Below are 25,414 nucleotides of genomic sequence, written 5' to 3' on the forward strand. Positions count from 1 at the left end.
AAGCCCTGGAGCGTCATCGGCGGAGCCGTTTGCACCGCCTGACGGCAGCTTATTCGGATCCGCCACGTGTGCCCTAGCCTTCCTCTTGCTCTAAGAAATCGATGACTGCATGCGCGAACTGTTCCAGCTCGTCGGCACGATCGTCCTCACACTTATGGGCGAACTGTGCAATCGCGCGAGCCGTGTTAGCCATGTCGCGCCGCTCCAGTGCTGAGCCGCCAACTTCCGGCTTCAGGTCCGTGCGTCCTTCATGCCCCACCCACAGCGCTTGTTTTGGAGAACCGAAGAAGGAAACCGTTGCGGAGATGAAAAACCAACCGAGCAACGCCGCAGCGATGAACGCCATCAAACGGCGGTCGCTCGTGCCGCGATACCAATGGTCACGAATCTCTTCCATCCAGGCACGGACAAACACGTCGACCTCTGCCTCCGATGGACGCTCCACGAAAACGTGCAGCGGGAAGCCTGCGACGACGCTGGCCACGTCGAAGATGACATCGCGGTAACCAGCCCACTCATAGTCGAGGAACTGGACCTTATCCGCCAGCAGAATGTTGTCCGGGGCGAGGTCAAACGGAGTAAACGCCCTATGCGTGCCCTTCTCAATTCGACGAGCAGCATCCTCACCGAAAGAGCGCACAGCGTCGGGAACAGGAATGCCGGACCCCTCGACAGCTCGCATACCAAAGCGAATCCCCGACACAATGCCGTGGTCACGCGCCTCGAGAGCCTCGCGATCGACCTTGTTCTTCACCCACATACGACGACGCAGGGTCTCAAATCCCTCTTCACGAGTATGCGTGTGAATATGCATCCGACCCAGCGAAGCGCCGAGGCTGCGGAATGCGCGCAATCGTCGCTCTTCATCGCCACGAAAGAGTACGTCCGCAAGAGTGTCCACGACACCGACGTCGCTGAGAACCAATAGCTGCTTTGAAACATCGTAAGCAAGAAGCTGAGGCCCCGGGCGGACGTCGTCAGGCAGTGTATTGATGAACTGGTACGCCACGACTTCCCGTAAAACGGCGGGATCGACGCCTTCAGTCGTCGTAGGAATTTGCTTTACGACGACCGTGCGTTCCTGCATAAAGGGATTTGTGGCGACCCGTACGCGGACAACAAGAGCGTTTGACTGACCTGTAAGTACTTCTGGATCCGACAACACTGGAGTGCCGCCGAATCGTGCGGAAAGCAGTGTCTCTGCATCTTTAACTACGCTGTCAACTTCTGCTGCAGCGTCGTCCGAGTACTCCATTGAATGCCCTTTCAATGAGCCAGTTTCAGTCAGGCGATACGGATGTTGCGTTGTGGCCAGTAACGCCTTGGTTAGGAGGAATTGGCGCCACTCGCGCTGTTCACGCTGGAGTGACAGATCACATTCCTCGCAATGTGATTTCTTTGTTTACTTGCTGTCGCCTGCGTCGGCTGCTGCCTTAACGCCGTCTGCCTTCTGCTTTGGCTTCGGCTTGAAGTCGATACCGGTCTCCTTGCGCTGCTGAGCGGTAATCGGAGTCGGGGCGTCAGTCAACGGATCAACGCCGCCACCGGACTTCGGGAAGGCGATAACTTCGCGAATCGAGTCAACGCCGGCCAGCAGGGAAACGATACGGTCCCAACCGAATGCGATACCACCGTGCGGCGGAGCGCCGTACTGGAAGGCATCCAGCAGGAAGCCGAACTGCTCCTGTGCCTCTTCCTCGCCGATGCCCATAACATCGAAGACGCGCTTCTGGACATCTGGGCGGTGAATACGAATGGAGCCGCCACCAATTTCGTTACCGTTGCAGACGATGTCGTAGGCGTAAGCCAGTGCGTTGCCAGGATCCTTGTCGAAGGTATCCATGTGCTCTGGCTTCGGCGAGGTGAAGGCGTGGTGCACAGCAGTCCACTGCGAGTGGCCCAGGGCAACGTCACCGGAAGCGGTAGCGTCGGCAGCCGGCTCGAACAACGGTGCGTCGACGACCCAGGTGAATGCCCAGTCGCCTTCCTTGATAAGGCCGAGCTTCTTGGCAATCTCTCCACGAGCAGCACCCAGCAGTGCACGGGAGCTCTTAGCGTCACCTGCAGCGAAGAAGATGCAGTCACCCGGCTTCGCGCCTACGTGCGCCGCGATGCCTTCACGCTCTGCGTCAGTAATGTTCTTGGCAACCGGGCCGCCCAGAGTGCCGTCCTCCCCAACAAGGATGTAGGCCAAGCCCTTTGCGCCGCGCTGGCGGGCCCAATCCTGCCAAGCGTCGAGCTGACGACGAGGCTGCGATGCGCCACCGTCCATAACAACTGCACCGACGTAATCGTTCTGGAAGACACGGAAAGTGGTGTCCTTGAAGAACTCGGTGCACTCCACCAGCGGAATGTCGAAGCGCAGGTCCGGCTTGTCAGAACCGTACTTCTCCATGGCCTCCTTGAAGGTCATGCGTGGAATCGGGGTCTGAACAGTGACACCGGCCTCGGCGAAGATAGCAACCAGAATCTCTTCTGCCAGCGCAATGACATCGTCCTGCTCGGCGAAGCTCATCTCAACGTCGAGCTGAGTGAACTCCGGCTGGCGGTCAGCGCGGAAGTCCTCATCTCGGTAGCAGCGGGCGATCTGGTAGTAGCGCTCCATGCCAGCGACCATAAGCAGCTGCTTGAACAACTGAGGGGACTGCGGCAGTGCGTAGAAAGTGCCCGGCTTCAAACGAGCCGGCACCACGAAGTCACGAGCACCTTCCGGCGTAGAGCGAGTCAACGTCGGGGTCTCGATTTCGGTGAAGTCGTGGCTGTCCAGCACCTTACGGGCTGCGCGGTTGACAGCCGCACGGAGACGCATAATCTTGGCCGGGCCTTCACGGCGTAGGTCTAGGTAGCGGTACTTCAGGCGGGCTTCCTCGCCGACAGTGCCAGAAGTTCCAACATCCTCGAGCTGGAACGGCAATGCCGCCGACTCGTTGAGGATGGTCAGCTCCGTAACATTGACCTCAATTTCACCCGATGCCAGGTTCGGGTTTTCGGAGCCCTCCGGGCGCTTCTCAACGACACCGGTGACCTGAATGCAGTATTCGCTGCGCAGGTGGTGTGCACGCTCAGCAACTTCGCTGTTGCGGAACACAACCTGGGCGTAACCGGAGCGGTCACGCATGTCGATGAAGATCACGCCACCATGGTCACGGCGGCGTCCTACCCAACCGGTCAGGGTTACTGTGCTGCCGGCGAGGTCAGCGCGGAGGTCTCCGGCAAGATGCGTACGAAGCACTGCGAATTGGTCCTTCCAAAATTGGTGCTATAGGGATTAACGCTGTGGATAGCGGTTTCGTCCGTGTAGTCTACCTTGAAGCCAGAAAGGTGAGAAGAAGACCCCGGCTATTTTGCTTATTACCGGTCATCGCGTTGGGTCTACCTCGGGCTTCATGTACTCACTTAGACAAAGTTCTCCGTAGATCCTGACGTTGATTTACATGCGGATACTATGACGCAGCGCTATTCAATGGCCCGTTTTCCGCACCTTATGCAATAGTCTTACTCCTATGACCTTCCGGAATGACTTCCAAAAGAGCTCGGCTCGTGCCGAGCGACGCTCGGGTGGTGGCCGCGCTATCGCCGTAGGCGGTGGCGGTATCGGCGGCCTTGTCCTCATCGGCCTGTACTTACTTCTCGGCGGCGACCCGGGACAATTGGGACAGCTGACAGGTGCCCAGAACAACCAGTCCTCGCAGACTGCACAGCAGTCCCCTGGCGAGGATCCATGCAAGACCGGCGAAGATGCCAACAGCCGCATCGATTGCCGGATGGAATTCGCCGGTATTTCGGTCGACCGAGTCTGGGAAGAACAACTCCCCGCACAGGCCGGCATCGAGTACACGAACCCAGGCTTAGTCCTCTTTGAAGGCTCCACTCAGTCGGGCTGCGGCGCAGCGTCCTCGTCCACCGGCCCGTTCTACTGCCCCGCCGATCAAACGGCCTACTTCGACACGGAGTTCTTTAGCACCCTGGAGCGCATGGGCGGAGGCAACGGACCGCTCGCACAGGAATACGTCGTGGCCCACGAATTCGCCCACCATATCCAAAGGTTGGAGGGCACACTCGGCCGCAGTAACTACAACGAACCGGGCCCCGATTCCGACGCTGTAAAGATCGAGCTGCAGGCCGACTGCTACGCGGGTATCTGGGCTCATTACGCGGACAAGGGGCCGGACGCAATCCTCGAACCGCTTTCCGACGAGCAAGTTGCCGATGCCCTCAAAACTACGAAGGCCATTGGCGATGACACCATCCAGCAGCATTCCGGCGGTGGTGTTCAACCGGACTCCTGGACCCACGGCTCGGCCGAGCAGCGTACGAAGGCATTCCTCACCGGCTACAAGTCAGGAAAGATGTCTCAGTGCGACACTCTCGAGCGCGGCGTCTACAGCTAGACTCCGCACTCAACAAATGCGCGTTTCCTAGATGCGCGACTGCAACTCCTGAACCAGTGCATCTAGGGCGACTGCGTGCTGCTCGTGGGACTCAAGGTTCTTCAGCTGAACCTCGCCCGCGGCCAATTCAGACTCGCCGAGGACCAACGCAAATCGGGCTCCAGCGCGATCGGCACCCTTCATCGCGCCCTTCAGACCGCGGCCGCCGTAGGACATATCTGCGCGGATACCCGCTTGGCGCAGCTTATTGATCTGCACCGCCATAGCGTGAGCGGCTTCTTCACCGAGCGCAACACCATACACATCGACGCGTCGACCATCGCTGGCCTGCTTGCCCTCTGCTTCCAGTGCGAGCAGCGCGCGATCCACACCCAAACCAAAGCCAATTCCAGACAGCTCTTGGCCGCCTAGCTGCGCCATCAGCCCGTCGTAGCGACCACCGCCACCGATACCCGACTGAGCACCAAGGCCGTCGTGAACAAACTCGAAGCACGTCTTGGTGTAGTAGTCCAGTCCGCGCACCATTCGAGGATTGATGACATAGGGCACCTTCATGTCATCCAACAGTCCAGTCACAGCTTCAAAGTGACCGCGAGCGCTGTCAGAAAGGTGGTCCAGCATCAGCGGCGCGTCGGCAAGCATTTCCTGCATTTCCGGTCGCTTATCGTCGAGAACGCGCAGCGGGTTGATGTTTGCACGGTGGCGCGTTTCCTCATCCAGAGGCAGGTCAAACAAGAACTCCTGCAGCTTAGCGCGATATTCAGGGCGGCAGGTGTTGTCGCCAAGGCTTGTCAGTTCAAGGCGGAAGCCTTCGAGCCCGATACCGCGGAAGCATGCGTCGGCAAGCGCGATGACTTCAGCGTCCAGCGCAGGATCATCGACGCCGATTGCCTCTACGCCCACCTGCTGCAACTGACGGTAACGGCCTGCCTGCGGGCGTTCATAGCGGAAGAATGGCCCCGCGTAGGAAAGCTTGACCGGCAACTGACCGCGGTCCAAATTGTGCTCAATGACCGCGCGCATCACGCCCGCGGTACCCTCCGGGCGCAGGGTGACCGAACGGTCGCCGCGGTCGGCGAACGTGTACATCTCCTTGGTGACGACGTCCGTCGATTCACCTACGCCACGTGCAAAAAGCCCGGTTTCCTCGAAAATTGGCAGCTCAATGTGCTCATAGCCCGCAAGTCGTGCGCGGTGCTGGAATGAGTTTCGCACCGCCTCGAATTCGCGGGAGACCGGCGGGACGTAATCCGGCACGCCCTTGGGCGCGGAGAATGGCTTCAACTTCTTTGGCTTCTGGCTAGAGTTCACTCCGCTAACTCTACCTGCCAACTCTCACGACGTGTCAGCCAGGCTAGGTGAGGTTTTGAAGGAAGGGGTTGGTCTCGCGCTCCTCGCCTATCGACGATGCGGAGCCATGGCCCGGAAGAATCATGAGGTCATTCGCCAGCGGGAGGACCTTATCCTTCAACGACTGCTGCATGTGCTCCGGACTACTGCCCGGTAAATCTACGCGACCGATAGCCCCCTTAAAGAGGACATCCCCGCTGAAGATAATCTCATCTTCCCCATCGGAAGCGCGCAGCATTACGCACCCCGGAGAGTGACCCGGTGCGTGAATGACTTCGAAATTTAACCCTGCCCACTTAACTTCGTCGCCATCTTCGAAGAAACCAGCTTTTGTATAAGCCTGCATGGATTCGATGTCAAAGAGGTGTCCGAAAGAAGAACCGCCGAGTTTCGGATTGGCCAGCAACACATTGTCGCTTTCGTGAATGAAGACAGGGATATCCCAGAAGTCGGCGGCCTCCGCGACATCGCGGACGTGGTCGATATGACCATGGGTCAGCAGAATTGCTTCCGGCTTCCAATCTCGCTTTTCAACCTCGCCGCGTATTACCTCGAACGCTCCCATGCCCGGGTCAATAATCACGCACGGGGTAGCCAAATCGTCCATCCCCGGAGCGCCTGTTGCCACGTAGCAGTTGGTCTGAAAAGGGCCGGCTGCAAATCCAAATATCTCCATAGCGCACATTCTATCGAGTGTCTGCTTGGCTCGAGCTGGGTTCATTTATCACGCTGTTAAGTTCCCGCTAAAACGACGGCTGATAGGTGGCGAAACTCGTAGAACTGTTCTTGGCAATTGGAACTGACGATTGGAAGCTTTTATGCAGATTACGTACTCAGCCACTATCACCTTTTTCATCCTGACAGCTGTGGGAACGGCTCTAGCAGGTTATCCGCGACTGGCCTTCATCCTTTTCATGTCAGCCGCAATAAGCCTGGGTGCAAGGAGTCTAACTCGCCGTTGTCGTAGTCGTGTTGTCGAAGGCACAGGCAGAAGTAAGAGCTGCATCACGCCGGAGAAGGTGAAGAAGTACCGTCGCCAACACCCCGGTGTCGGCATCAAAGAAGCTGTCGAAGCTCTACGTGCTAAAGCGGAACGCCCTTTCCCATGCCGACTTGGCCTGTCATCTCGCAAATGAGAACCGACTCCGGGCATAATGGTCGATTGTGTACGCGACGGTGACCGACTGAGCTTTCACCTCAAACTCGGTCACTATCTATGGGCAAAACCGTCCGCTGGTGTGCCGTCACCGGCAATCGATGACTAAGAGATACGGAGAGAGACTAGTGGCCAATAATGAGCAAAGGCGCAAAGATGCGATGCGGACGCTCGAGCGCGAACTTAAGCGCCGTGCACGTGCCGAGAAGCTGAAGCCACTGGGTGTTGTCGTAACCACCTTGGCTATCCTGCTCTTTATCGGTGGCGGAATCTACCTGCTGACCACGGCTGGCGGCGCTGACGACAATGAGGCCGCTGATGAATCCACGACTCCAGTCGAACCTGCAGCTCTGACAGCTACTCCCGTCAGCGGTGAAAAGGTTCCGATGAAGCGCTCTTCCGCGCTTCCGGAAACCGTGACCTGTGACTACCCGGATGATGGCGAGGCATCGAAGGATATCGATAAGCCAGCTACCGACAATGTTCCCGCCACTGGCACTGTAACCATCACTCTGAAGACTAACCAGGGCGACATTCCGATGGAGCTGAACCGCGCTATTTCACCTTGCGGTGTCAATGCGATTGAGCACATGGCCAAGTCCAACTACTTCGACGACACCGTGTGCCACCGTATTACCGGTGGTGGCCTGAACGTTCTGCAGTGTGGTGACCCGACTGGTACCGGTAGCGGCGGCCCGGGCTTCAAGTTCGCTGGCGAGTGGCCGGTCAAGGATTCCGGTCTGGATCAGAACACCCCGTTGGTGTACCCGAAGGGCTCTATCGCCATGGCAAACCCGAGCGACCCGGATGCCAACGGCAGCCAGTTCTTCCTCAACTGGGCAGATTCTCAGCTGCCACCGCAGTACACCGTGCTTGGCTCCATGACTGACGAGGGCACCAAGACGGTTGCGGACATTGCGAAGAATGGTATCGAGGGTGGCGGTACCTCTGACGGTAAGCCAGCTAAGGAAGTCCGTATTGAGAAGGCGGAAGTCAAGTAGTTGACTCAACTAACTGATTGAGAAATTCATCAAAAACAGGGCCAAGGTGTTTCACCTTGGCCCTGTTTTAATACCGACGCGGCCTCAATCTTTATTCACATATCGATGCGCTGATAAACCGGCTACTGACCAGAAGTAATGCGGTAGACATCGAAGACTCCCTCGACACCGCGCAGAATGTTGAAGATATAGCCCATCTGCTTAGTGTCCGAAACCTCGAAGCTAAAACGCATTACGGCAACGCGGTCATCGGAGGTATGGGAGGACGTCGACAGGATTGAGACCTTCTGATCGGAGAAGACGCGAGTAATCTCCGAGAGCAGTCCGTGACGGTCAAGTGCTTCGATTTGCACCGTGACCATGAACACTGCGCCGGAGGAATCTGTCGCCCAAGAAACCTCGATAATGCGCTCGGGTTCCTGGTGGAGTTTTTCCGCATTGGTGCAATCCGTGCGGTGCACGCTGACACCGCCACCGCGGGTGACGAAACCAAAGATGGCATCGCCAGGCACCGGTGTACAGCACTTGGCCAACTTGGCAGCCATATCCGCACTGCCCTCCACAAGCACGCCGGTGCTGTCGGCGCGACGCGGAGTATTGTGCACACTCATCTTCGAAATCGGAGTGCGCGAGACCAACTGCTCTTCGGCATCGTCTGTGCTCGAGAACTGCGCCATCAGACGGTGCGTCACATGCTGAGCCGATACCTGCCCCTTACCAATCGCGGTATAGAGCGCATCGACATCCGCATAGTGCAGCTCGGAGGCAATCTGCTTGATGGACGCCGGAGTGAACAGGCGGTGCATCGGCAGACCACCGCGCTGTACCTCTGCCGCCAGCGCATCGCGTCCGGCATCGAGTGCCTCCTCGCGTCGCTCCTTGGCAAACCACTGGCGAATCTTTGCCCGCGCACGGGGAGTTTTAACGAACTTCTCCCAGTCCTTGGACGGACCAGAATGGGCATCCTTGGACGTGAAAATCTCGACGCGGTCACCGGTTTTTAGCGGTGATTCCAACGCCACCAACTTGCCGTTGACCTTGGCACCAATACAGCGGTGGCCAACCTCAGTATGGACCGCGTAGGCAAAGTCGACCGGCGTGGAGTCCGCGGGCAAAGTGATGACATCACCCTTCGGCGTGAACGCAAAAATTTCAGTGACTGAGAGATCATAGCGCAGCGAGTCCAGGAACTCGTTAGGATCTGCGGCCTCGCGCTGCCAATCCAGCAGCTGACGCATCCACGCCATCTGATCGACTTCGGCGGAATCTCCCTTATGAGAGCCTTTTGTTTCCTTGTAGCGCCAGTGTGCGGCAATGCCGTACTCAGCGTTGTAGTGCATCTCATGGGTGCGAATCTGCACTTCTAGCGGGGCCCCACCTGGACCAATGACCGTTGTGTGTAACGACTGGTAAACCCCGAAGCGCGGCGCGGAAATATAGTCCTTGAATCGCCCCGGCATGGGTTTGAATAGCGAGTGGACGGCACCCATGGCGGCGTAGCAGTCCTTGGTCGTGTCCACCAGAACTCGAAGTCCGACCAGGTCAAAAATCTCGTCGAACTCGTGGCCGCGGACAATCATCTTCTGATAAATCGACCAGTAGTGCTTCGGCCTGCCCTGTACCTCAGCAGCAATGTGAGACTCCTTCAGATCCTTCTGAATCATCTCGGAGACTTCCTGGATGTACCGGTCCCGCTGCGGCGCTCGGTCTGCGACCAAACGCACAATCTCGTCGTATTTCTTCGGGTACAAGATGGCGAAGGAGAGATCTTCCAACTCCCACTTCACGCTGGCCATTCCCAAACGATGCGCCAGGGGTGCAATCACCTCGAGGGTCTCGCGGGCCTTCTTAGCCTGCTTTTCCGGCGGCAGGAAACGCATTGTGCGCATGTTATGCAGTCGGTCGGCCACCTTGATAACCAGCACGCGCGGGTCCTGGCTCATGGCGATAATCATCTTTCGCACGGTCTCTGCCTCGGCGGCGGAGCCCAACGCAACCTTGTCCAATTTGGTCACGCCGTCGACTAGGCGCGCGACCTCTGGGCCGAAGTCCCGTTCCAGGTCCTCCAGCGTGTAATCGGTGTCCTCGACCGTGTCATGCAGCAGCGCCGCCACCAGCGTGGTGGTATCCATACCAATCTCGGCGGCAATAGTGGCGACTGCAAGCGGGTGAGTGATGTATGGCTCGCCGGATTTCCGGTACACGCCGTCGTGAAGGCGCTCGGCGGTATCGTAGGCACGCTGAAGCACAGCTAAATCCGCGCGCGGATGCACCTGCCGATGCACCGCGACAAGGGGATCTAGCACCGGGCGGGTCTTCGTTCTGTTTCCGGTAAGGCTTCGCGCTAGGCGAGCACCATAACGGCGTGCGGGCCCTTCAGCCATGGCTCATTCACCCCTTATTAACCACGTACAGAGGCAGATCAGCAAGCTTCTCCCGAGCGCCCATGCCTTCAACCTCCAGCACGGTGCACAGCCCGGTCACCTCGACACCAGCTGTCTCTAGCAGGGCGCGAGCTGCACACAGGGTGCCACCAGTTGCCAACACATCGTCGACAAGTACGGCCTTCTTGCCCTTCAGCTCAAACCCACTAGCCGGAATCTCAAGCGCGGCCGTACCGTATTCCAGTTCATAGGTCTCCGTCAGCACAGGTGGTGGGAGCTTGCCCTTCTTACGAATAGCGAGCACTCCCAGTCCGAGCTTGTATGCCACCGCAGAACCCAGCAGGAATCCACGCGCATCGAGGCTGCCGATAATATCGGCCCCGAACTCTTCCACCTTGGCGGAAATCTCGTCCACAAGCAGGGCGAACGTCGTGGCGTCGGCAAGCGCCGGCGTCAGGTCCTCGAACAGTACGCCCTCAACTGGAAAATCGGGCACAAACCGAATCTGATCAGCTAATGCCTCACGCGCGTGTGCATACGACACAGGTTTAAGCTCCTTTTCGGCAAAAAGAAAAAGTGCGGGTACCTGTCAACGATACCCGCACAATGCGCTTTTAAAGTAGTTTCACCCGAACCACTGGGAGGCGCTACCTCCTACTGCCCCGGACGCCAGGACAGCGGCTTGTTTTCATCGCCCTCAAGCTTCGGAGTCTTCACCGTTCGTTTCGGCGTCGACTGTTCCATTTCGCTTGTCGACGCGTCTTCCGCGCCCGTGCCCTCCGCGGCATCGGCGGCAGCCGACTCAGTGTTCGAGTCTTCCCCAGCAGATACCTTTGTGCGAGCGGCCAGCACCGCTTCATCATGCTTGCGGTATTCACGCTGACGCGACTTGAGCGTTACCAACAGCGGCGAAGCCAGGAAAATCGAGGAGAACGTGCCCTGAATAATGCCGATGAGCTGGACCAGCGCCAAATCCTTCAGCGTACCGACACCCAGCATGCCCACGGCGATAATCATCAGTGCCAGGATTGGCAGCAGCGTCGACACTGTGGTGTTGATAGAACGCATGATGGTTTGGTTGACAGCCAGATTCACCAGCTCGGCGTAACTTCTACGTGTCGATGAACGATAGCCTGCCGTATTCTCGTCGACTTTGTCGAAGACCACGACGGTGTCGTACAGCGAGAACGACAGCACGGTCAGGAGACCGATAATGGTGGCCGGGGTGACATCAAGGCCGATCAGCGCGTAGATGCCCATAATCACGATTGCGTCCACGGCCAGGGCGAGGATGGCAGAAATGGCCATGTCACGCTCGAAGCGGATAGTGATGTAGGCGAATACCAAGCCCAAGAACACTACTGCAGCCAGCAGCATGCGGTTGGTAATCGACGAGCCCCACGACTCCGAAACGGTCGAGTCACCAATCGCATCCGGGGTCTGCTCCCCCTGTGCGTCGACGGGTTTGAATGCGTCGTTCAGTGCGACGCGAGCACTATTAATCTCGTCCTGAGTCAGCTTCTCTGAGGTGATTTCCAGAATGCGGCCTTCGCCAGAACCGATGATCTGCACCAACTCCGGCTTGACGCCGGTGGCGTCGGTGAAGACCTCCTCAGCCTGTTCAGTCGACACTGACGCAGGCGGCATAGTCATCTTGGTGCCGCCCTCGAAATCGATACCGAAGCTGAACCCTCGAATCAGCATCGATGCTAAAGCAACGACAATGACGGCAATCGCAATCTGGTACCAGCGCTTCCGCTTACCGACGATGTTGATTCCACCCTCGCCGGTGTAGAGGCGGCGGAAGAATGAGTCCTCGTTAGCCGCGTCATTTTCGCTAGTCAGCGCCGGATTCGTCTGAGTAGTATTCATGGATTCCTACTTCCCCTCATTCGCGCCGGAGTCAGCCGAAGCGGTGTCGGCAACTGCACTGGCGGCTGCATTGGAGGTGACAGCCTTTTTACCGGTAGCTACGGACTTGTTCCTGTTAGCGACCTCCATGACTGAACCAAAGCCATTCATGGATGGTTTGGACAGTGCCGGCCACTTGCGAGTAGCCAGAATGACCAGTGGCGCAGTCACCAGGAAGGCGGTCACAATATCGAATGCCGTGGAAAGACCAAGCGTGAATGCGAAACCACGCACATCGCCAACAGCCAGGATGTAGAGGACCACAGCCGCAATGATGGACACAAAGTTACCCGACAGGATCGTACGCCGTGCTCGTCGCCAAGCATGCGGTACCGCAGAGCGGAAAGTCCTACCCGCACGAATCTCATCCTTAATGCGTTCGAAGAAGACGATAAAGGAGTCAGCTGTCACGCCGATGGAAATGATGATACCGGCGATACCAGCGAGATCGAGTGAGTAGCCAATCCAGCGACCGAGCAGCACGAGTACGCCGTAGACCATCGCACCAGCTGCTGCCAGTGAAACCAGCGAGATGGCTCCGAGGCCTCGGTAAAGAACGATTGCGTAGACGACAATCAGAGCAATACCGATAATGCCGGCAAGCAGACCGGCCTCCAGGGAGGCCGACCCCAGCATGGCTGGAATGGTCGTAGTGGTACCGCCCGGCTCGCCGTCCTCACCTGCGAAGGACAGTGGCAGTGCGCCGTAACGCAAGTTATTCGCCAGCGCCTGTGCCTCATCGATAGTGAAATCACCCGTGATTCGAGTAGCTGAACCGACCGGGGTTGCCTCCTGAATCACCGGCGCGGAAATAACCTTCGAGTCCAACACGATGGCGACCTGCTGCTGCAGGTAGTCATTGGTCAGCTTGGTCCAGGTACGAGCGCCGGTGTCGTTCTTACCGGACTTGAAGCTAAAGGAGACCTGGATTTGACCAGACTGCTGATCGTAGCCACCGCTAATCGGCGCATTGGTGTCGATAGCATCGCCGGACAGACGCTGGCCCTTGACCTCGTCGTCTTGCCCAATCAACAGAGGAGCCTTGCCCAGGAAGATTGCCTTACCGCCTTCTGGCGCACAGGTCACCAGCGGCTTGGCCGGGTCATCGGCACCCTGTAGCGGATCAACTGCATCGCGGTTATCGCAGGTCATTAGCGCAGCGGCTGCAAACTGTGTCGTTGGATCGTCGGACTGGCGAGTCGCCAACAGCACGTCACGAACCTTCGTACGCAGCTCTGCCGCTTCAATCGAGTTCGCCGGCTTTGCCGGAGCCGTTGCGTCCAGCTTCGGGGCCTCGCCCAGCGACTTGGACAGTTCCTCCGGGACCGGCTGGTCCGGGTTCTGTTCCTTGAAGGCATCAATTGCACGCTTCTGCGTCTCGTTCATGTCCTTGTACAGGCCATCGACGCGCTTGGTGGCGTCCTCCTTCGACAGGACACCGACCGAAACCCAGTCCTCTGCGGTCTTTTTGACTACTTCACCAAAGGCAGCTTCATCAGGGCCCTGCGTGGGCTGGTCTACCGGACGGAAAAACAGCTGCGAAGTCTGTCCGAGGGAACGTGCCTCCTGGGAGTCTTCACCCGGCACGGTAATGACCAGCGTGTCACCGTCAGTGACAACTTGAGCGCCACTGACGCCCATGCCGTTTACGCGGTTCTCCAGAATCTTGCGAGCCTGGTCCAGCTGATCGCGCGTCGGCTTTTCGCCCTGCGGCACCAGGGTTACTCGGGTACCACCCTGCAAGTCGATGCCCAACTTTGGCTTGGCTGATCCGCCGCCGGTGAAAAAGACGAGTGCGTACGTAAGAATGAGGAAGCCAACAAACAGTGCCAACAGCCACTGCGGCCAGTTCCTCTTGAATGTATTCGCACCAGATCTGGATTTGCTGTTCAAAGCAAAGTCTCCTGAATCGTGACGTTTAGGTACTTGAACGTTTCGGGTTGAAACGCGTGTCTATAACTGCACCGCGAACTCGCGCAATACCAGGTAGGGGCATTGCGGGCGTCGCCAAGCAAGGCTATAAACACCAACCGCTAGAGGATAACCGATTTAGCGGCCTGCGCCGGTTTTGACTTGTACCTGTTTAGTGAAAATCTTCCCACGCTTGCCGACGGCGAAACCTGGGTCGCGCCCGCTAACGCTGCAGCCTGGATGCATGCAAACCGGCAGGGCGTGGGCGTACAAAAACTGCTACTACTTTTCGGTGGAAGTGGAATCGTCTGTACCCGGATTATCCGAATTGCTCGTTGTATCCGGGTTCGCGGCCTGCTCGTTGCTGTCCGAAGCCGCATTATCAGCCGGACCGTGGCCGGTAATTTCTTGCACATCGCCAATGTGGTCGTCCGGCGCATCGGAAACTCTGCCACGCTGGTCGCGGTGAGCGTAGCTAGCTCCCGCGCCGGTAGTGAGGTTGCGGGCAATAGCGCCCTTCTCCCAACGGGTGACGATGCCGTCAGCGATGATTAGGTCAACGGTTGTGTCGGTGGTATCAACGACCACGCCGTGCATGCCGGAACCGGTGATGACCTCCGCGCCAGGGGCCAGCTTATCCTGCATTTCCCGGATGGTGCGCACCTGCTTGTTCTGCTTGACGATCTGCCAAATCGGCAGCGCCAGGAACAAGAAAATAAGTAGGAGGAGAATAGTTTGATCCATGTCTGTCGAGTTTAACGAATTGCCTGCTCGCTATTCCACACTGCCCTGGGACAGGATTTGGGGGAAAGCTATTCTCCGATAGTGCCCTCCGGGGGCTGTAGCCCCAAGTGCCGCCATGCTCGGGCAGTTGCCACGCGTCCACGGGATGTGCGCGCAATCATTCCTGCACGTACCAAGTAGGGTTCGCACACTTCTTCCACGGTCGAGGGCTCCTCACCCACTGCCAGTGCCAGCGAGTTTACCCCCACCGGCCCACCGCCGTGTCCCTTGACCAGGGCTGTCAGCACTGCCCGATCCAGACGGTCGAGCCCCAGCTCGTCGACATCGAACACAATCAGCGCTGCCTTAGCCGCACCAAGATCAATAACGCCACCGGAGTGGACATCGGCGAAATCGCGGACGCGACGCAGCAGACGGTTGGCAATTCGCGGTGTACCGCGCGAACGCGACGCAATCTCCACTGCAGCCTCCGGGCTGATGTCTACCCCGAGGATCCCAGCGGCACGGGTAACCACCTTTGTCAGATCTTCGACCTCATAGAACTCCATCTGCGCGGTAAAACCAAAGCGGTCACGCAGTGGGCCAGTCAGCATACCCGAGCGCGTCGTCGCACCGACCAACGTGAATGGTGGAATCTCGAGTGGAATCGACGTAGCTCCAGGCCCTTTGCCTACGATGACATCAATACGGAAATCTTCCATTGCCATGTACAGCATTTCTTCCACTGGCCTGGCAATGCGGTGAATCTCATCGATAAACAGGACATCGCCCTCGAGCATGTTCGACAGCATTGCTGCCAAATCGCCAGCGCGAATAAGCGCCGGACCGGAGGTCATTCGCAGGGAGCTCCCCATCTCCTGCGCAATAATCATGGCCATGGTGGTCTTACCCAGCCCGGGAGGTCCCGACAGCAGAATGTGGTCCGGAGTCACATTTCGCCCCCGTGCCCCGGAAAGCACTAAATCCAGCTGTTCGCGGACCTTGGGTTGGCCGATGAACTCCCCTAACGACTTTGGTCGCAGGTTCGATTCCGCATCGACTTCCTCGACCTGAGCGCGGGCATCGACATCACGTTGTGCACCATTTCCACCACCGCCAAAATGGTCGTTGGCTTTCCCACCTAAAGAGTCCCTGAAGGGATTGCCCGACACGTTAAACTCCGTGCGCTCGATATCGCTCATAGTCCCCTCATCCTAGTGCACTGCCAATTTTCATCATCAATGTAGCTGCAGGTCCTTGACCTGGATTTACTTCTCGCCCAATGTCTTTAGCGCCGCCTTCAGCGCCATTGAAGTATCCAAGGTCGGATCAATCCGAACAACGGTCTCCGCTGCCTCATTCGCGTCAGCTTCCGGGAACCCAAGCCCGACCAAAGCACCAACGACCTGATCCAGATCTGCCTTCAAAACAATGCCAGGTGCTGCTCCGTTTGCAGCTTCCTCCGGCGGCGATACCGCCCTGTCCGCGAAAACCTCGACCTTATCCTTCAATTCAACCAACAGGCGCTCCGCCAATCGCTTGCCGACGCCGTTAGCTGCTTGCAAGGCCTTCGCATTCTTTGAGGCGACCGCACTGGCAATCTCCGCCGGCGACAGTACAGAAAGAACAGACATCGCTACCTTCGGCCCCACCGTCGAGACAGTGCGCAAGAGCGCAAACATCTCACGTTCCTGTGAATTGGCAAAACCAAAGAGCGTAATCGCGTCTTCACGAACCGCCATTGTGGTCAACATAAAAGTCTGCTCATGCCTCACCAACTGGGAAGCTAGCCTGCCTGTAATGGTGACCAAATGCCCGACACCACCGCACTCGATAACGCAATAGTCCGCACCGAGGTCGATAACTTCACCGCGAAGAGATGCAATCACTTCTCACAATTCCTTTCACTACGGCTTCCCTAAAGACACCGCGATAAACGCCGAACTCACAAGTGTTCTCTAGCAAGCTCCCCTACCGCGAGCGATTCTCACGGCGAGAAAGCTCCAACTCCCGCTCCTCGTGCTGCTTCGCAAGCGCAGCCAAGGTATCGCGCTGGCGTTGCAGAACCGGACCACGCCAACAGTGGCAGATAGCGATGGCCAAAGCATCCGCTGCATCTGCAGGTTTTGGCGGAGTTTCCAACCCAAGGATTCTCGTCACCATCATGGTCATCTGCTTCTTATCAGCTCGACCGTTGCCGGTGAGCGCCTTCTTTACCTCCGATGGCGTGTACATATGCACTTCCAAGCCCCGTCTCGCCGCAGCGAGGACAAGGACACCAACCGCGTGCGCCGTCTGCATCACGGTGGACACGTTGCCGCGCTCGAATACCCGTTCCATCGCAACCACGTCCGGCTCGTACTCATCCATCCACTGCTCCACGGCATTGGAAAGCCGTAAAAGACGATCCTCCAACGACGCCGTGGTAGGTGTGCGGGCGACCCCCACAGCAATGGGAATGACTTTCCTGCCCTGAGCGCCTTCCGCAATGGAGAGACCACAACGAGTAAGGCCAGGGTCGATGCCCATCACCCGCAGAGATCCAGCTCGATAATTCACTCCTCCACTAATACCATATTTCGAACAGCTGTTTGTATCGTAGCTAGAAGGAGTACCAACCGTTGGTTCTGATACGTTTAACACCATGAATTCACCGAAGAAGCTCTACGGCGTTCTCGCTGCAGCTGAAATGGTCACGTGGGCTCTGCTGCTTTTAGGCCTGGCGCTGAAGTACCTGTTCAAAGTCACGGACGTCGCCACCACTATCTTCGGCAGCATCCACGGCTTTACGTTCCTGTGCTACGTAGTCACCACCATCATGGTGTGGATCAACCAGCAGTGGAGCTTTGGCCGCGGTGTCATCGGCCTCGCCTCTTCTATCATTCCATTCGCAACCTATCCGTTTGAACGAAACACCCTGAAGGCAGGCCTTCTGGATCGGCCCTGGCGCTTTACCGACGAATCCGAGGAGCCACAGGGCATATTCGAGTGGGCACTCGCCATGATTATTCGTCGCCCCTTTATCTCGGCGTTCGTCATCTTGATTGTTCTCGCGGTGGTCTTCACACTGTTGCTGATGGCCGGACCTCCGACTCAGTGGTTCTCCTAGGACACCCATAAAAACCAATCCCCATCGGACGATTCTCCGATGGGGATTTTCTATTCACACCAGCTCGCCGAGCAATTCAGCGCTGCGGACTGCCCTACCACGGGCACCCTTTAACGCCGAGAAGCCAGTCAGCAGAACCGTCGACAAGAAAACGCCTAGTCGTCGAGTTCGGCGATGACCTCGTCGCTGATGTCGGCGTTCGAGTAGACGTTCTGCACGTCGTCGGACTCTTCGAGAGCGTCAATCAGACGGAAGAGCTTGCGTGCGCCGTCAGCATCGAGAGCGACTGTGGTAGAAGCGCGGTAGTCCTGATCTGCGGAGTCGTACTCCATTTCGGCATCGACAAGAGCGGTGCGGACATTCATCAGATCGGTAAAGGCGGAGACAACCTCGAACTTTTCACCCAGGTCGTTGACTTCCTCTGCACCGGCATCGAGAACCGCCATGAGCAGGTCATCCTCGGTCAGCTCGCCCTTCGGCAACTCGACGACACCCTTCTTTTCGAAGAGGTACGCCACGGCGCCGTTGTCCGCCATGTTGCCGTTGTTCTTGTTGAACGCCGAGCGCACATCGGAAGCAGCACGGTTACGGTTATCCGTCAGGCACTCCACAATCAAAGCGACGCCACCAGGTGCATAGCCTTCGTAGACAATGGTCTCCCAGTCAGCACCGCCGGACTCCTCGCCGGAACCACGCTTGCGGGCACGCTCAATGTTGTCGTTGGGAACCGAGGCCTTCTTGGCCTTCTTAATCATGTCATCGAGGGTGGGGTTACCAGCAGGATCACCGCCGCCGGTACGAGCCGCGACCTCGATGTTCTTGATCATCTTTGCCCACTCTTTGGCGCGCTTGGCGTCATTAGCAGCCTTCTTGTGCTTTGTGGTTGCCCATTTTGAATGACCCGCCATGTGCTAGTTCCTACCATTCCTCTCGTCAATACCCATGTAGATGGGAATTCGTCAAGTGTTCATTATACAAACCGGGGATTTAAATGCCGACAAGCTCTCGCAAAAAGAACTCGTGGAGCCGCGTCTCCCCCGTCGACTCCGGGTGAAAGCTGGTGGCCATCGCAGACCCCTGCCGTACTCCGACCACTGTACCTGCGGTCTCTCCGGCCGATTCTGGCACCCGCGCTAGCACCTCAACATCATCACCGACACGCTCGACCCACGGAGCACGAATAAAGGCGGCGTGCACAGGCGGCTGGTCACCGCCAATCGCCAGCTGCGGAATATCCAAGTCAGTTTCGAAGGAATCCACTTGCCGCCCAAATGCGTTACGACGGACGGTAATGTCAATCGCTCCCAGGCTAACGGCATCCGGACGGGTATCGAGCACTTCGTCGGCAAGCAAAATCATGCCTGCGCAGGTGCCGTATGCCGGAAGGCCATCGCGGAGGGCTTCCCGCAGCGGATCTTCAAGCTCATTGAAGACCATCAACTTGCTCATGGTCGTTGATTCGCCGCCGGGCAAAATAAGGCCACTAAGCCCTTCGACATCGCGCGGCAAGCGCACCTTTCGGTGCCGCACGCCGAGCTGGTCGAGAACATATCCGTGTTCGGCAACGTTGCCCTGAAGAGCGAGGATACCGATTGTTTCCTGTGTCATTAATCTAGGTTCTCACTGCGAGCATCGAAGTTCGTCGCCACTGGCACGGGCTCGACACCCGGGGCCAGGCTTCGGGTCAGCCCTTCCTGCGTGACGACGGCCACGAGCTCGCCCTTTTGGTTAAAGATGCGACCGTGAGTCAGTGCGCGACCAGCGTGCGCCGATGGCGAAATCTGGTCGTAGAGCAGCCATTCATCCGCACGGAACGGACGCATAAACCACATAGCGTGGTCGAGGCTGGCTTCCTGGACCTCAACGCCTGGATGTGGAACGAGTGCCGATGACAGCAACGTCATATCCGACATGTACGCCAGCGTGCAGACGTGGAAGGTTTCGTTATCCGGCAGGCGATCCTTGCACCGGAACCACACCAACTGCTGGGACGGGGTGTACTTGTTGTGTTCGAACTGATCATCCGGCACTACCCGGATATCCCAATCCGCCCACTCGCGCATAAGCAGGCGGCGGGTGTTCGTCATCTCTGAGGTGTCGGTGATCACATCTTCAGGATTTGGCACCTTGCGCATCACGTCAGAGTGCTCGAGTCCCTCATCCCCCTTGCGGTGGAAGCTGACCTGCATGACGAAAATCGTACGGCCATCTTGCACAGCTTCGACGGAGCGGTGGCAGAAAGACCGGCCATCGCGAATACGCTTGACCATGTACACCGTCGGGATATGGGGGCGACCCGGGCCTACAAAGTAGGCGTGGAGGGAGTTCACCGCGAAGGTATTACCCACCGTACGCGTCGCCGCGACGAGGGACTGGCCGGCAACTTGGCCACCGAAAGTGCGCTGCAGGATTGACTTAATGACTGGGCCACGGAAAATGTCCCGGTCAATCTGTTCCAGATCTAATACCTCGCGGATGTTAGCCATTTTTACCAGCCACGCTCAGCGAGTCGGTGCGGCTGCGGAATCTCGTCGACGTTGATGCCAACCATCGCCTCGCCGAGACCGCGAGAGACATCTGCAATGACCTTCGGGTCATCGTAGTGCTGGGTTGCCTGCACGATAGCCTTGGCGCGCTTCTCCGGATCACCGGATTTGAAAATACCGGAACCAACAAAGACGCCCTCGGCACCGAGCTGCATCATCATTGCAGCGTCAGCTGGAGTCGCAATGCCACCTGCGGTGAACAGCACGACCGGTAGCTTACCGGTCTCAGCGACCTCGCGTACCAGCTCGTACGGCGCCTGCAGCTCCTTGGCAGCAACATAGAGCTCGTCCGGAGCCATGGAACGCAGACGGTTAATTTCAGCGCGGATGGTGCGCATGTGAGTTACAGCGTTGGAGACATCACCGGTACCGGCCTCGCCCTTCGAGCGAATCATGGCAGCACCTTCGTTGATGCGGCGCAGAGCCTCACCCAGGTTGGTCGCACCACAGACGAACGGCACGGTGAACTCGAACTTGTCGATGTGGTTCGAGTAATCGGCCGGGGTCAGAACCTCGGACTCGTCAATGAAGTCAACACCGAGAGACTGCAGAACCTGTGCCTCAACAAAGTGGCCGATACGGGCCTTGGCCATAACCGGGATGGAGACGGCATTGATAATGCCCTCAATCATGTCCGGGTCGGACATACGCGACACGCCACCCTCTGCGCGAATATCGGCGGGGACGCGCTCCAGCGCCATCACGGCAGTTGCGCCGGCATCCTCAGCGATCTTGGCCTGCTCCGGAGTAACGACGTCCATAATGACGCCGCCCTTCATCATCTCAGCGAAACCGCGCTTCACGCGTGCGGTGCCCTGCCCGGAGTTGTTCTCAACCGTGCTCAACGAACCCTACTTCCCTAATAAAACTGGTGAATGTGACTGTTTGTAGTCGTCTAACACTATAACGCCTGAACTAGACAGTGCTGTTCATTGAGTCAGAAAACACAACGAACTTCCAGCACAACGGCGGTTTTTCCCACAATTAAGCCGTTGTCAGCCCGTCTGCAACATCGAAATATTCCGGTTCAGGTGCAGTGCCCGCCAGCCGCAGCGCGCGCACTAGCGGCCTGGCTCGCAGTGCTTTCGTATCCGTTACCGCATCATTGTAGAAACGGCGGGCGAGCTCGAGCCGGGTGTGTGCGTCAGAAAGCTCAATTGCCATCGTCCGGTCCACAGGTTGTTCCTCATAGAGCGCCACAATTTTCCTAGTCAGTTCGTTTTCCACGTCTGCGCGCTGCCCAGTGTTGTTGGCTCGAAGTGGTGTGGCTTCCACCTTTGTCACTACGCCGGCGAGCTCCGGGTAGGCGGCACGAGCAACTGCGGCCCTTCGCCCCAACGCTGCTTCCAATGAGGAACGCGCCAAGTCCGTGCGAATGTGCATACGGTTCAAACGCGTCGCTGTCGATGAAGCCACCAAACCGCTAACAAGCACGACAATCAGCGCAATGACTAGGACAACGACCCAGATTGGAACGGTTACGTCCACCGAAAACCCACTTTCACTCCGCTGCGTTTAATCAGTTGCCACGACGGAAATCTCTATGGCGCAATGACGACTTTTTCGCCATCCATGCGCACCGTATCGTACACACGCAAAACGCCGTCGGCGACCTGCGACCAGTCATACTCCCAAGCCCGTTTATGCCCGAGTACGCGAAGCTCCTCCCCCAACTTTGGCTGCCTCAAAAGGCGTACGACTGCATCCGCAAGGTCTGAACAGTTACCGTTTTCAAAGTGGAGCCCGTAATGGCCGTCGTCAAGCACGAGTTTGAACGCATCGATGTCGCTGGAGATCACCGGCGCACCCGCCGCCATCGCCTCTACCAGCACGATGCCGAAACTCTCCCCACCACGCTGCGGGGCAATGTACGCATCCGCATCGGCGAGGATTGACGCCTTAGCGTCCTCCGACAGTCTGCCGACGAAATGCAGGACATCTGCGTTTCTGCCCGCTTTACGACGTGCTGCTGCGACATCACCATCACCAACAACACAGACCTCAAGCTGTGGAATCTCCGCACATATTGCCGGCAACGCGTCGAGCAGAACGTCAAAGCCCTTGCGGGATTCGTCGAAGCGTCCGAGGAACACAAGCCGATAGAACCCCTCACGCCGCGGCGGAATCTCGGGCAACGATGAGGCGGCCGGACAGGACTCGAAATCTCCAACACGAACACCATTGGGAATGAGAACCGGGTCGCCGCCGAGTTGCTCAACCTGCCAGCGGCGAGCCACTTCCGAGACAGCGATGCCTCCCCGAATGCGTTCAAGGTACTTCCGCAAAAATGGCGTGGCCAACTTCAATGCCAGGGAGTCCGTCGCCGCAGAGTGATAGGTCGCGACAATTGGGCCGACCGAGTTCACTAAGGACAGCATTGAAAAACTGGGCGAATTCGGCTCATGGATATGAAGGATGTCAAAGCTACCCTCCTCAATCCACGTGCGGACTCGACGGCTGGTGCGGGGACCAAAAGACAGCCGAGCGACCGAGCCGTTGTATGGAATCGGGATGGCGGCACCACCTCGAACAACGAAATCCGGCACGTCCGCCTGCGCGCTAGCTGGGCCGATAAGACTGACCTCGTGGCCGCGACGGATGAACTCCTCAGACAAGTCAATCGCGTGAGCTTGAACACCGCCTGGGACATCGAACGAGTAAGGGCACACCATTCCGATTCGCACAGCTACTTTGACCTCTTCTTATCCGCTGGCCACAGTGGCTGCATCATGTGCCAATCCGCTGGATGCTGGGCAATATCAGATTCAAAAACAGTAGCGATGTCCTGGACAATATCAGCTAGATTGCGCCCCTCAGTCGGCACGAATGGATGCGCTACAAAACGCCAGCCATCGCGCGTGTAGGACAGGCCCGCGGGCATAAGCCGAGCGCCAGTGTCCAGTGCCAGCTTTGCTGCACCGACCGGCATGGTAGTCTGCTCGCCGAAAAAAGTGACCGGGACCCCGTGGCCGCCGAAGTCACGATCAGACAGCAGGCACACAACGCCACCGTCTTCCAATCGCTTCTGCAGTTCCGGCATCGCGGGTTTGCCACCGGTAAGCGGGAGAATGCGGAATCCGAGGGATTCGCGATACTCCACGAAAGCGTCGTAAAGCACCTCTGGCTTCAGCCGTTCCGCCACGGTACTGAACCGGCCATGCCGGGAAACGAGCCACATACCTGCCATATCCCAATTACCAGAATGCGGCAGTGGGATGACGATGGAATCTCCTGCCTCGAGGGCCTCAGCAACTCGTTCGAGCCCATCGCTGGTGGACTCGACCGTGTCTGCCAACTCGGGCGACGCGATGGAGGGCAACCGGAATGCCTCCACCCAATAACGTAGATAGGAGCGCATGGAAGCCCGAATAAGACCTTGCGGCACTTCCTCAGGTGGACAGCCCATAACGCGAGCCAAGTTCTTGCGAAGCTGGCGGGTAGTCGCGGGATTTGCTGCTACACGATCGGCGGCTATGTTGCCGATACGGTAGGCCACGCGTTCCGGCAGCAGACCAAAAATTTTCCACCCGGCCATATAGCCGAGCGCAACGAAATCTTCTTTCGATCGAGGCAGGAAGAAACTAGTCACTGTGTCCTCCTTTAGTTGTTGGAATCAGCCGAACCCGTGGACTTCGGAGCAGAGTCAGGGTTAATAGATGAACTATCAGCTGCGCCTTCTGGCGGGGCGATGGGATCCAACGCTCCTGGCTGCTTAGCCACCATGTACAAGCGCTGGACGACGGTGAATACCGACCCAATCGCTAGGAGCCACATCGCGACGTAGAGGGCATAGTCGACGCCAAGCCCCTGGAGCCCAATGCCGATTAGGCCGATAATCAGGCGCTCCGCACGTTCGACGAGACCACCGTTGACCTTAAGGGCGCTGGCCTCTGCCCGAGCCTTAACGTAGGAAATGACCTGGGAAGACCCCATGGTAATCAGTGTCAGAATAAGCAGCACTGGATCCGCGTCATGGTGATACACCACCCAATACGCTATCGCCCCGAACAGTGCAGCATCAGTAATGCGGTCACAGGAAGCATCGAGCGTCGCTCCGTATTTCGTTCCCTGCCCTCGAAGTCTGGCCATCGTGCCATCGAGCAGGTCAAAAGCTGTGAAAATAGCGATTGAAACCGCCGCTGCAAAAAGATGGTTGGTAGGAATCAGGATTACCGCAAGCAGAACGGAAACTGCAGTTCCCACCAGGGTGACCGTGTTCGGGCTAATCCCGACCCGCAAAAGTGCAGCGGCTACCGGTTCAACTACTGGGCGGATTGGAGCCCTGCCACGGACACTCAGCATGCTGCCCCATCCTCCTGATTGAGGGCACGCCAGCCGTCGGCAAGCAATTCGCGCGTCTGACGAAGCGCCTGCGGTAACACCTTGGTGCCGTCAATCACGGTCATGAAATTGCTGTCGCCGGACCAGCGCGGCACAACGTGCATGTGCAGGTGGTCAGCAACCGAACCGCCGGAGGCCTTGCCCAAGTTGAAACCTACGTTGACGGCGTGCGGACGCGAAACCGATTTGAGAGTACGAACCGCATGCTTGGCAAACCGCATCATCTCGGCCGTTTCTTCGTCGGTCAAGTCCTCAAGGTTGGCAACTTCGCGATATGGAACCACCATGAGGTGCCCTGGGTTGTACGGGAACAGATTCAAAACGGCGTACACCCACTCGCCGCGAGCGATAATGAGTGCTTCCTCATCGCTTTGCTTCGGCAAATCAACGAAGGGGTTACGGGATGGCTTGGAGTTATGCACACCACGCTTGACAATGTAGTCCAGCCGGTACGGTGCCCATAAGCGCGTGAGCCGATCCGGTTCGCCGTAACCGCTGTCGACGTATACGCCATCAGACGATTCCTGCTGGCCGGCATTGCCCTGCTGTTGCGGAGGCAACTCTTCACTTCCCGACTGATTCACTGCCATC

The 25,414-nt window shown here is 57.8% G+C and carries 24 protein-coding genes; 3 read left to right on the forward strand and 21 right to left on the reverse strand.

All coding sequences use genetic code 11. The annotated features are described in order from the left end of the window. Window positions 1-73: 73 nt before the first annotated feature. Both ADB08_RS10565 and aspS read right to left on the reverse strand, forming a co-directional pair. Window positions 74-1,255, reverse strand: coding sequence for a phosphotransferase family protein (locus ADB08_RS10565; RefSeq protein ID WP_016422694.1), 1,182 nt, complete (start codon window positions 1,253-1,255; stop codon window positions 74-76). Window positions 1,256-1,402: 147 nt separating this feature from the next. Beyond that, entirely contained in the window at window positions 1,403-3,232 is a 1,830-nt protein-coding gene (gene aspS / locus ADB08_RS10570; protein ID WP_016422693.1) for an aspartate--tRNA ligase, read from the reverse strand. A gap of 271 nt (window positions 3,233-3,503) precedes the next feature. Between aspS and ADB08_RS10575 the strand changes: the two genes are divergently transcribed. Then, window positions 3,504-4,391, forward strand: coding sequence for a neutral zinc metallopeptidase (locus ADB08_RS10575; protein ID WP_049172971.1), 888 nt, complete (start codon window positions 3,504-3,506; stop codon window positions 4,389-4,391). 27 nt (window positions 4,392-4,418) lie between these two features. Here the strand turns inward: ADB08_RS10575 and hisS are convergent, their stop codons facing one another. Together hisS and ADB08_RS10585 are read right to left on the reverse strand one after the other, a co-directional pair. Then, on the reverse strand, window positions 4,419-5,702 hold the full coding sequence (gene hisS / locus ADB08_RS10580) for a histidine--tRNA ligase (protein ID WP_016422691.1): 1,284 nt from the start codon (window positions 5,700-5,702) through the stop codon (window positions 4,419-4,421). Between the two features lie 43 nt (window positions 5,703-5,745). Then, window positions 5,746-6,417 carry an MBL fold metallo-hydrolase gene (locus tag ADB08_RS10585; RefSeq protein WP_049172972.1) on the reverse strand — a complete coding sequence of 224 codons (672 nt, stop codon included), beginning with the start codon at window positions 6,415-6,417 and terminating at the stop codon, window positions 5,746-5,748. A 608-nt stretch (window positions 6,418-7,025) separates the two neighbouring features. On the opposite strand from ADB08_RS10585, the gene ADB08_RS10590 reads away from it, so the two are divergent. Then, entirely contained in the window at window positions 7,026-7,898 is an 873-nt protein-coding gene (locus ADB08_RS10590; protein WP_191620908.1) for a peptidylprolyl isomerase, read from the forward strand. A gap of 122 nt (window positions 7,899-8,020) precedes the next feature. Here the strand turns inward: ADB08_RS10590 and ADB08_RS10595 are convergent, their stop codons facing one another. The 8 genes from ADB08_RS10595 to ruvC form a co-directional block, all read right to left on the reverse strand. Then, complete coding sequence (locus tag ADB08_RS10595; RefSeq protein ID WP_038628875.1) at window positions 8,021-10,282, reverse strand: RelA/SpoT family protein; 2,262 nt, start codon at window positions 10,280-10,282, stop codon at window positions 8,021-8,023. Window positions 10,283-10,289: 7 nt separating this feature from the next. Then, window positions 10,290-10,826 carry an adenine phosphoribosyltransferase gene (locus tag ADB08_RS10600; protein ID WP_049172976.1) on the reverse strand — a complete coding sequence of 179 codons (537 nt, stop codon included), beginning with the start codon at window positions 10,824-10,826 and terminating at the stop codon, window positions 10,290-10,292. Between the two features lie 110 nt (window positions 10,827-10,936). Then, window positions 10,937-12,154 carry a protein translocase subunit SecF gene (gene secF, locus ADB08_RS10605; RefSeq protein WP_049172978.1) on the reverse strand — a complete coding sequence of 406 codons (1,218 nt, stop codon included), beginning with the start codon at window positions 12,152-12,154 and terminating at the stop codon, window positions 10,937-10,939. Between the two features lie 6 nt (window positions 12,155-12,160). After that, window positions 12,161-14,086 (reverse strand): protein translocase subunit SecD, encoded by a 1,926-nt coding sequence (secD, locus tag ADB08_RS10610; RefSeq protein ID WP_049172980.1) that lies wholly within the window; start codon window positions 14,084-14,086, stop codon window positions 12,161-12,163. A 300-nt stretch (window positions 14,087-14,386) separates the two neighbouring features. Beyond that, a complete protein-coding gene (gene yajC, locus ADB08_RS10615; RefSeq protein ID WP_049172982.1) occupies window positions 14,387-14,848 on the reverse strand; it encodes a preprotein translocase subunit YajC in 462 nt (153 codons plus the stop codon). Window positions 14,849-14,916: 68 nt separating this feature from the next. Beyond that, the gene (gene ruvB, locus ADB08_RS10620) at window positions 14,917-16,029 is read right to left on the reverse strand and encodes a Holliday junction branch migration DNA helicase RuvB (RefSeq protein ID WP_049172984.1); all 1,113 of its coding nucleotides are present in this window, start codon (window positions 16,027-16,029) and stop codon (window positions 14,917-14,919) included. Between the two features lie 66 nt (window positions 16,030-16,095). Then, window positions 16,096-16,716, reverse strand: a complete 621-nt coding sequence (ruvA, locus tag ADB08_RS10625) for a Holliday junction branch migration protein RuvA (protein ID WP_049172986.1) — start codon at window positions 16,714-16,716, stop codon at window positions 16,096-16,098. A gap of 82 nt (window positions 16,717-16,798) precedes the next feature. Then, on the reverse strand, window positions 16,799-17,356 hold the full coding sequence (gene ruvC, locus ADB08_RS10630) for a crossover junction endodeoxyribonuclease RuvC (RefSeq protein ID WP_049172989.1): 558 nt from the start codon (window positions 17,354-17,356) through the stop codon (window positions 16,799-16,801). Between the two features lie 115 nt (window positions 17,357-17,471). Here ruvC and ADB08_RS10635 point away from each other — a divergent pair, with 115 nt between their 5' ends. Then, window positions 17,472-17,936 (forward strand): DUF3817 domain-containing protein, encoded by a 465-nt coding sequence (locus tag ADB08_RS10635; RefSeq protein WP_049172991.1) that lies wholly within the window; start codon window positions 17,472-17,474, stop codon window positions 17,934-17,936. A 155-nt stretch (window positions 17,937-18,091) separates the two neighbouring features. Here ADB08_RS10635 and ADB08_RS10640 read toward each other — a convergent pair whose 3' ends face one another. The 9 genes from ADB08_RS10640 to ADB08_RS10680 form a co-directional block, all read right to left on the reverse strand. Beyond that, window positions 18,092-18,844: a YebC/PmpR family DNA-binding transcriptional regulator gene (locus tag ADB08_RS10640; RefSeq protein WP_049172992.1), complete on the reverse strand. Its 753-nt coding sequence runs from the start codon at window positions 18,842-18,844 to the stop codon at window positions 18,092-18,094. A 79-nt stretch (window positions 18,845-18,923) separates the two neighbouring features. Next, on the reverse strand, window positions 18,924-19,544 hold the full coding sequence (pdxT, locus tag ADB08_RS10645; RefSeq protein ID WP_049172994.1) for a pyridoxal 5'-phosphate synthase glutaminase subunit PdxT: 621 nt from the start codon (window positions 19,542-19,544) through the stop codon (window positions 18,924-18,926). Then, window positions 19,544-20,422 (reverse strand): acyl-CoA thioesterase, encoded by an 879-nt coding sequence (locus tag ADB08_RS10650; protein ID WP_049172996.1) that lies wholly within the window; start codon window positions 20,420-20,422, stop codon window positions 19,544-19,546. Before ADB08_RS10650 ends, pdxT begins: the two co-directional genes overlap by 1 nt. A gap of 2 nt (window positions 20,423-20,424) precedes the next feature. Further along, a complete protein-coding gene (gene pdxS / locus ADB08_RS10655; RefSeq protein WP_049172998.1) occupies window positions 20,425-21,327 on the reverse strand; it encodes a pyridoxal 5'-phosphate synthase lyase subunit PdxS in 903 nt (300 codons plus the stop codon). A 139-nt stretch (window positions 21,328-21,466) separates the two neighbouring features. After that, the gene (locus ADB08_RS10660; RefSeq protein ID WP_016422677.1) at window positions 21,467-21,970 is read right to left on the reverse strand and encodes a hypothetical protein; all 504 of its coding nucleotides are present in this window, start codon (window positions 21,968-21,970) and stop codon (window positions 21,467-21,469) included. 53 nt (window positions 21,971-22,023) lie between these two features. Next, window positions 22,024-23,166 (reverse strand): glycosyltransferase family 4 protein, encoded by a 1,143-nt coding sequence (locus ADB08_RS10665; RefSeq protein ID WP_049173000.1) that lies wholly within the window; start codon window positions 23,164-23,166, stop codon window positions 22,024-22,026. Window positions 23,167-23,168: 2 nt separating this feature from the next. After that, entirely contained in the window at window positions 23,169-24,071 is a 903-nt protein-coding gene (locus tag ADB08_RS10670; RefSeq protein WP_049173004.1) for a phosphatidylinositol mannoside acyltransferase, read from the reverse strand. An 11-nt stretch (window positions 24,072-24,082) separates the two neighbouring features. Then, the gene (pgsA, locus tag ADB08_RS10675; protein ID WP_049173006.1) at window positions 24,083-24,784 is read right to left on the reverse strand and encodes a phosphatidylinositol phosphate synthase; all 702 of its coding nucleotides are present in this window, start codon (window positions 24,782-24,784) and stop codon (window positions 24,083-24,085) included. After that, window positions 24,778-25,413, reverse strand: a complete 636-nt coding sequence (locus tag ADB08_RS10680; RefSeq protein ID WP_042388668.1) for an HIT family protein — start codon at window positions 25,411-25,413, stop codon at window positions 24,778-24,780. Before ADB08_RS10680 ends, pgsA begins: the two co-directional genes overlap by 7 nt. Window position 25,414: the final 1 nt, after the last annotated feature.

The organism is Corynebacterium sp. 239_CJEI (genome assembly GCF_001055995.1).
GTDB lineage: Bacteria > Actinomycetota > Actinomycetes > Mycobacteriales > Mycobacteriaceae > Corynebacterium > Corynebacterium jeikeium_D.

What these genes read in the sequence shown, in the direction of transcription:
- ADB08_RS10635 (WP_049172991.1), top strand. Translation starts at nt 17,472, where the DNA reads ATGAATTCACCGAAGAAGCTCTACGGCGTTCTCGCTGCAGCTGAAATG.
- ADB08_RS10595 (WP_038628875.1), bottom strand. Translation starts at nt 10,282, where the DNA reads ATGGCTGAAGGGCCCGCACGCCGTTATGGTGCTCGCCTAGCGCGAAGC.
- pdxT (WP_049172994.1), bottom strand. Translation starts at nt 19,544, where the DNA reads ATGACACAGGAAACAATCGGTATCCTCGCTCTTCAGGGCAACGTTGCC.
- ADB08_RS10575 (WP_049172971.1), top strand. Translation starts at nt 3,504, where the DNA reads ATGACCTTCCGGAATGACTTCCAAAAGAGCTCGGCTCGTGCCGAGCGA.
- secF (WP_049172978.1), bottom strand. Translation starts at nt 12,154, where the DNA reads ATGAATACTACTCAGACGAATCCGGCGCTGACTAGCGAAAATGACGCG.
- ADB08_RS10565 (WP_016422694.1), bottom strand. Translation starts at nt 1,255, where the DNA reads ATGGAGTACTCGGACGACGCTGCAGCAGAAGTTGACAGCGTAGTTAAA.
- ADB08_RS10680 (WP_042388668.1), bottom strand. Translation starts at nt 25,413, where the DNA reads ATGGCAGTGAATCAGTCGGGAAGTGAAGAGTTGCCTCCGCAACAGCAG.
- ADB08_RS10640 (WP_049172992.1), bottom strand. Translation starts at nt 18,844, where the DNA reads ATGGCGGGTCATTCAAAATGGGCAACCACAAAGCACAAGAAGGCTGCT.
- ruvC (WP_049172989.1), bottom strand. Translation starts at nt 17,356, where the DNA reads ATGGGCATCGACCCTGGCCTTACTCGTTGTGGTCTCTCCATTGCGGAA.
- yajC (WP_049172982.1), bottom strand. Translation starts at nt 14,848, where the DNA reads ATGGATCAAACTATTCTCCTCCTACTTATTTTCTTGTTCCTGGCGCTG.
- ADB08_RS10585 (WP_049172972.1), bottom strand. Translation starts at nt 6,417, where the DNA reads ATGGAGATATTTGGATTTGCAGCCGGCCCTTTTCAGACCAACTGCTAC.
- pgsA (WP_049173006.1), bottom strand. Translation starts at nt 24,784, where the DNA reads ATGCTGAGTGTCCGTGGCAGGGCTCCAATCCGCCCAGTAGTTGAACCG.
- ruvB (WP_049172984.1), bottom strand. Translation starts at nt 16,029, where the DNA reads ATGAGCGATATCGAGCGCACGGAGTTTAACGTGTCGGGCAATCCCTTC.
- ADB08_RS10650 (WP_049172996.1), bottom strand. Translation starts at nt 20,422, where the DNA reads ATGGCTAACATCCGCGAGGTATTAGATCTGGAACAGATTGACCGGGAC.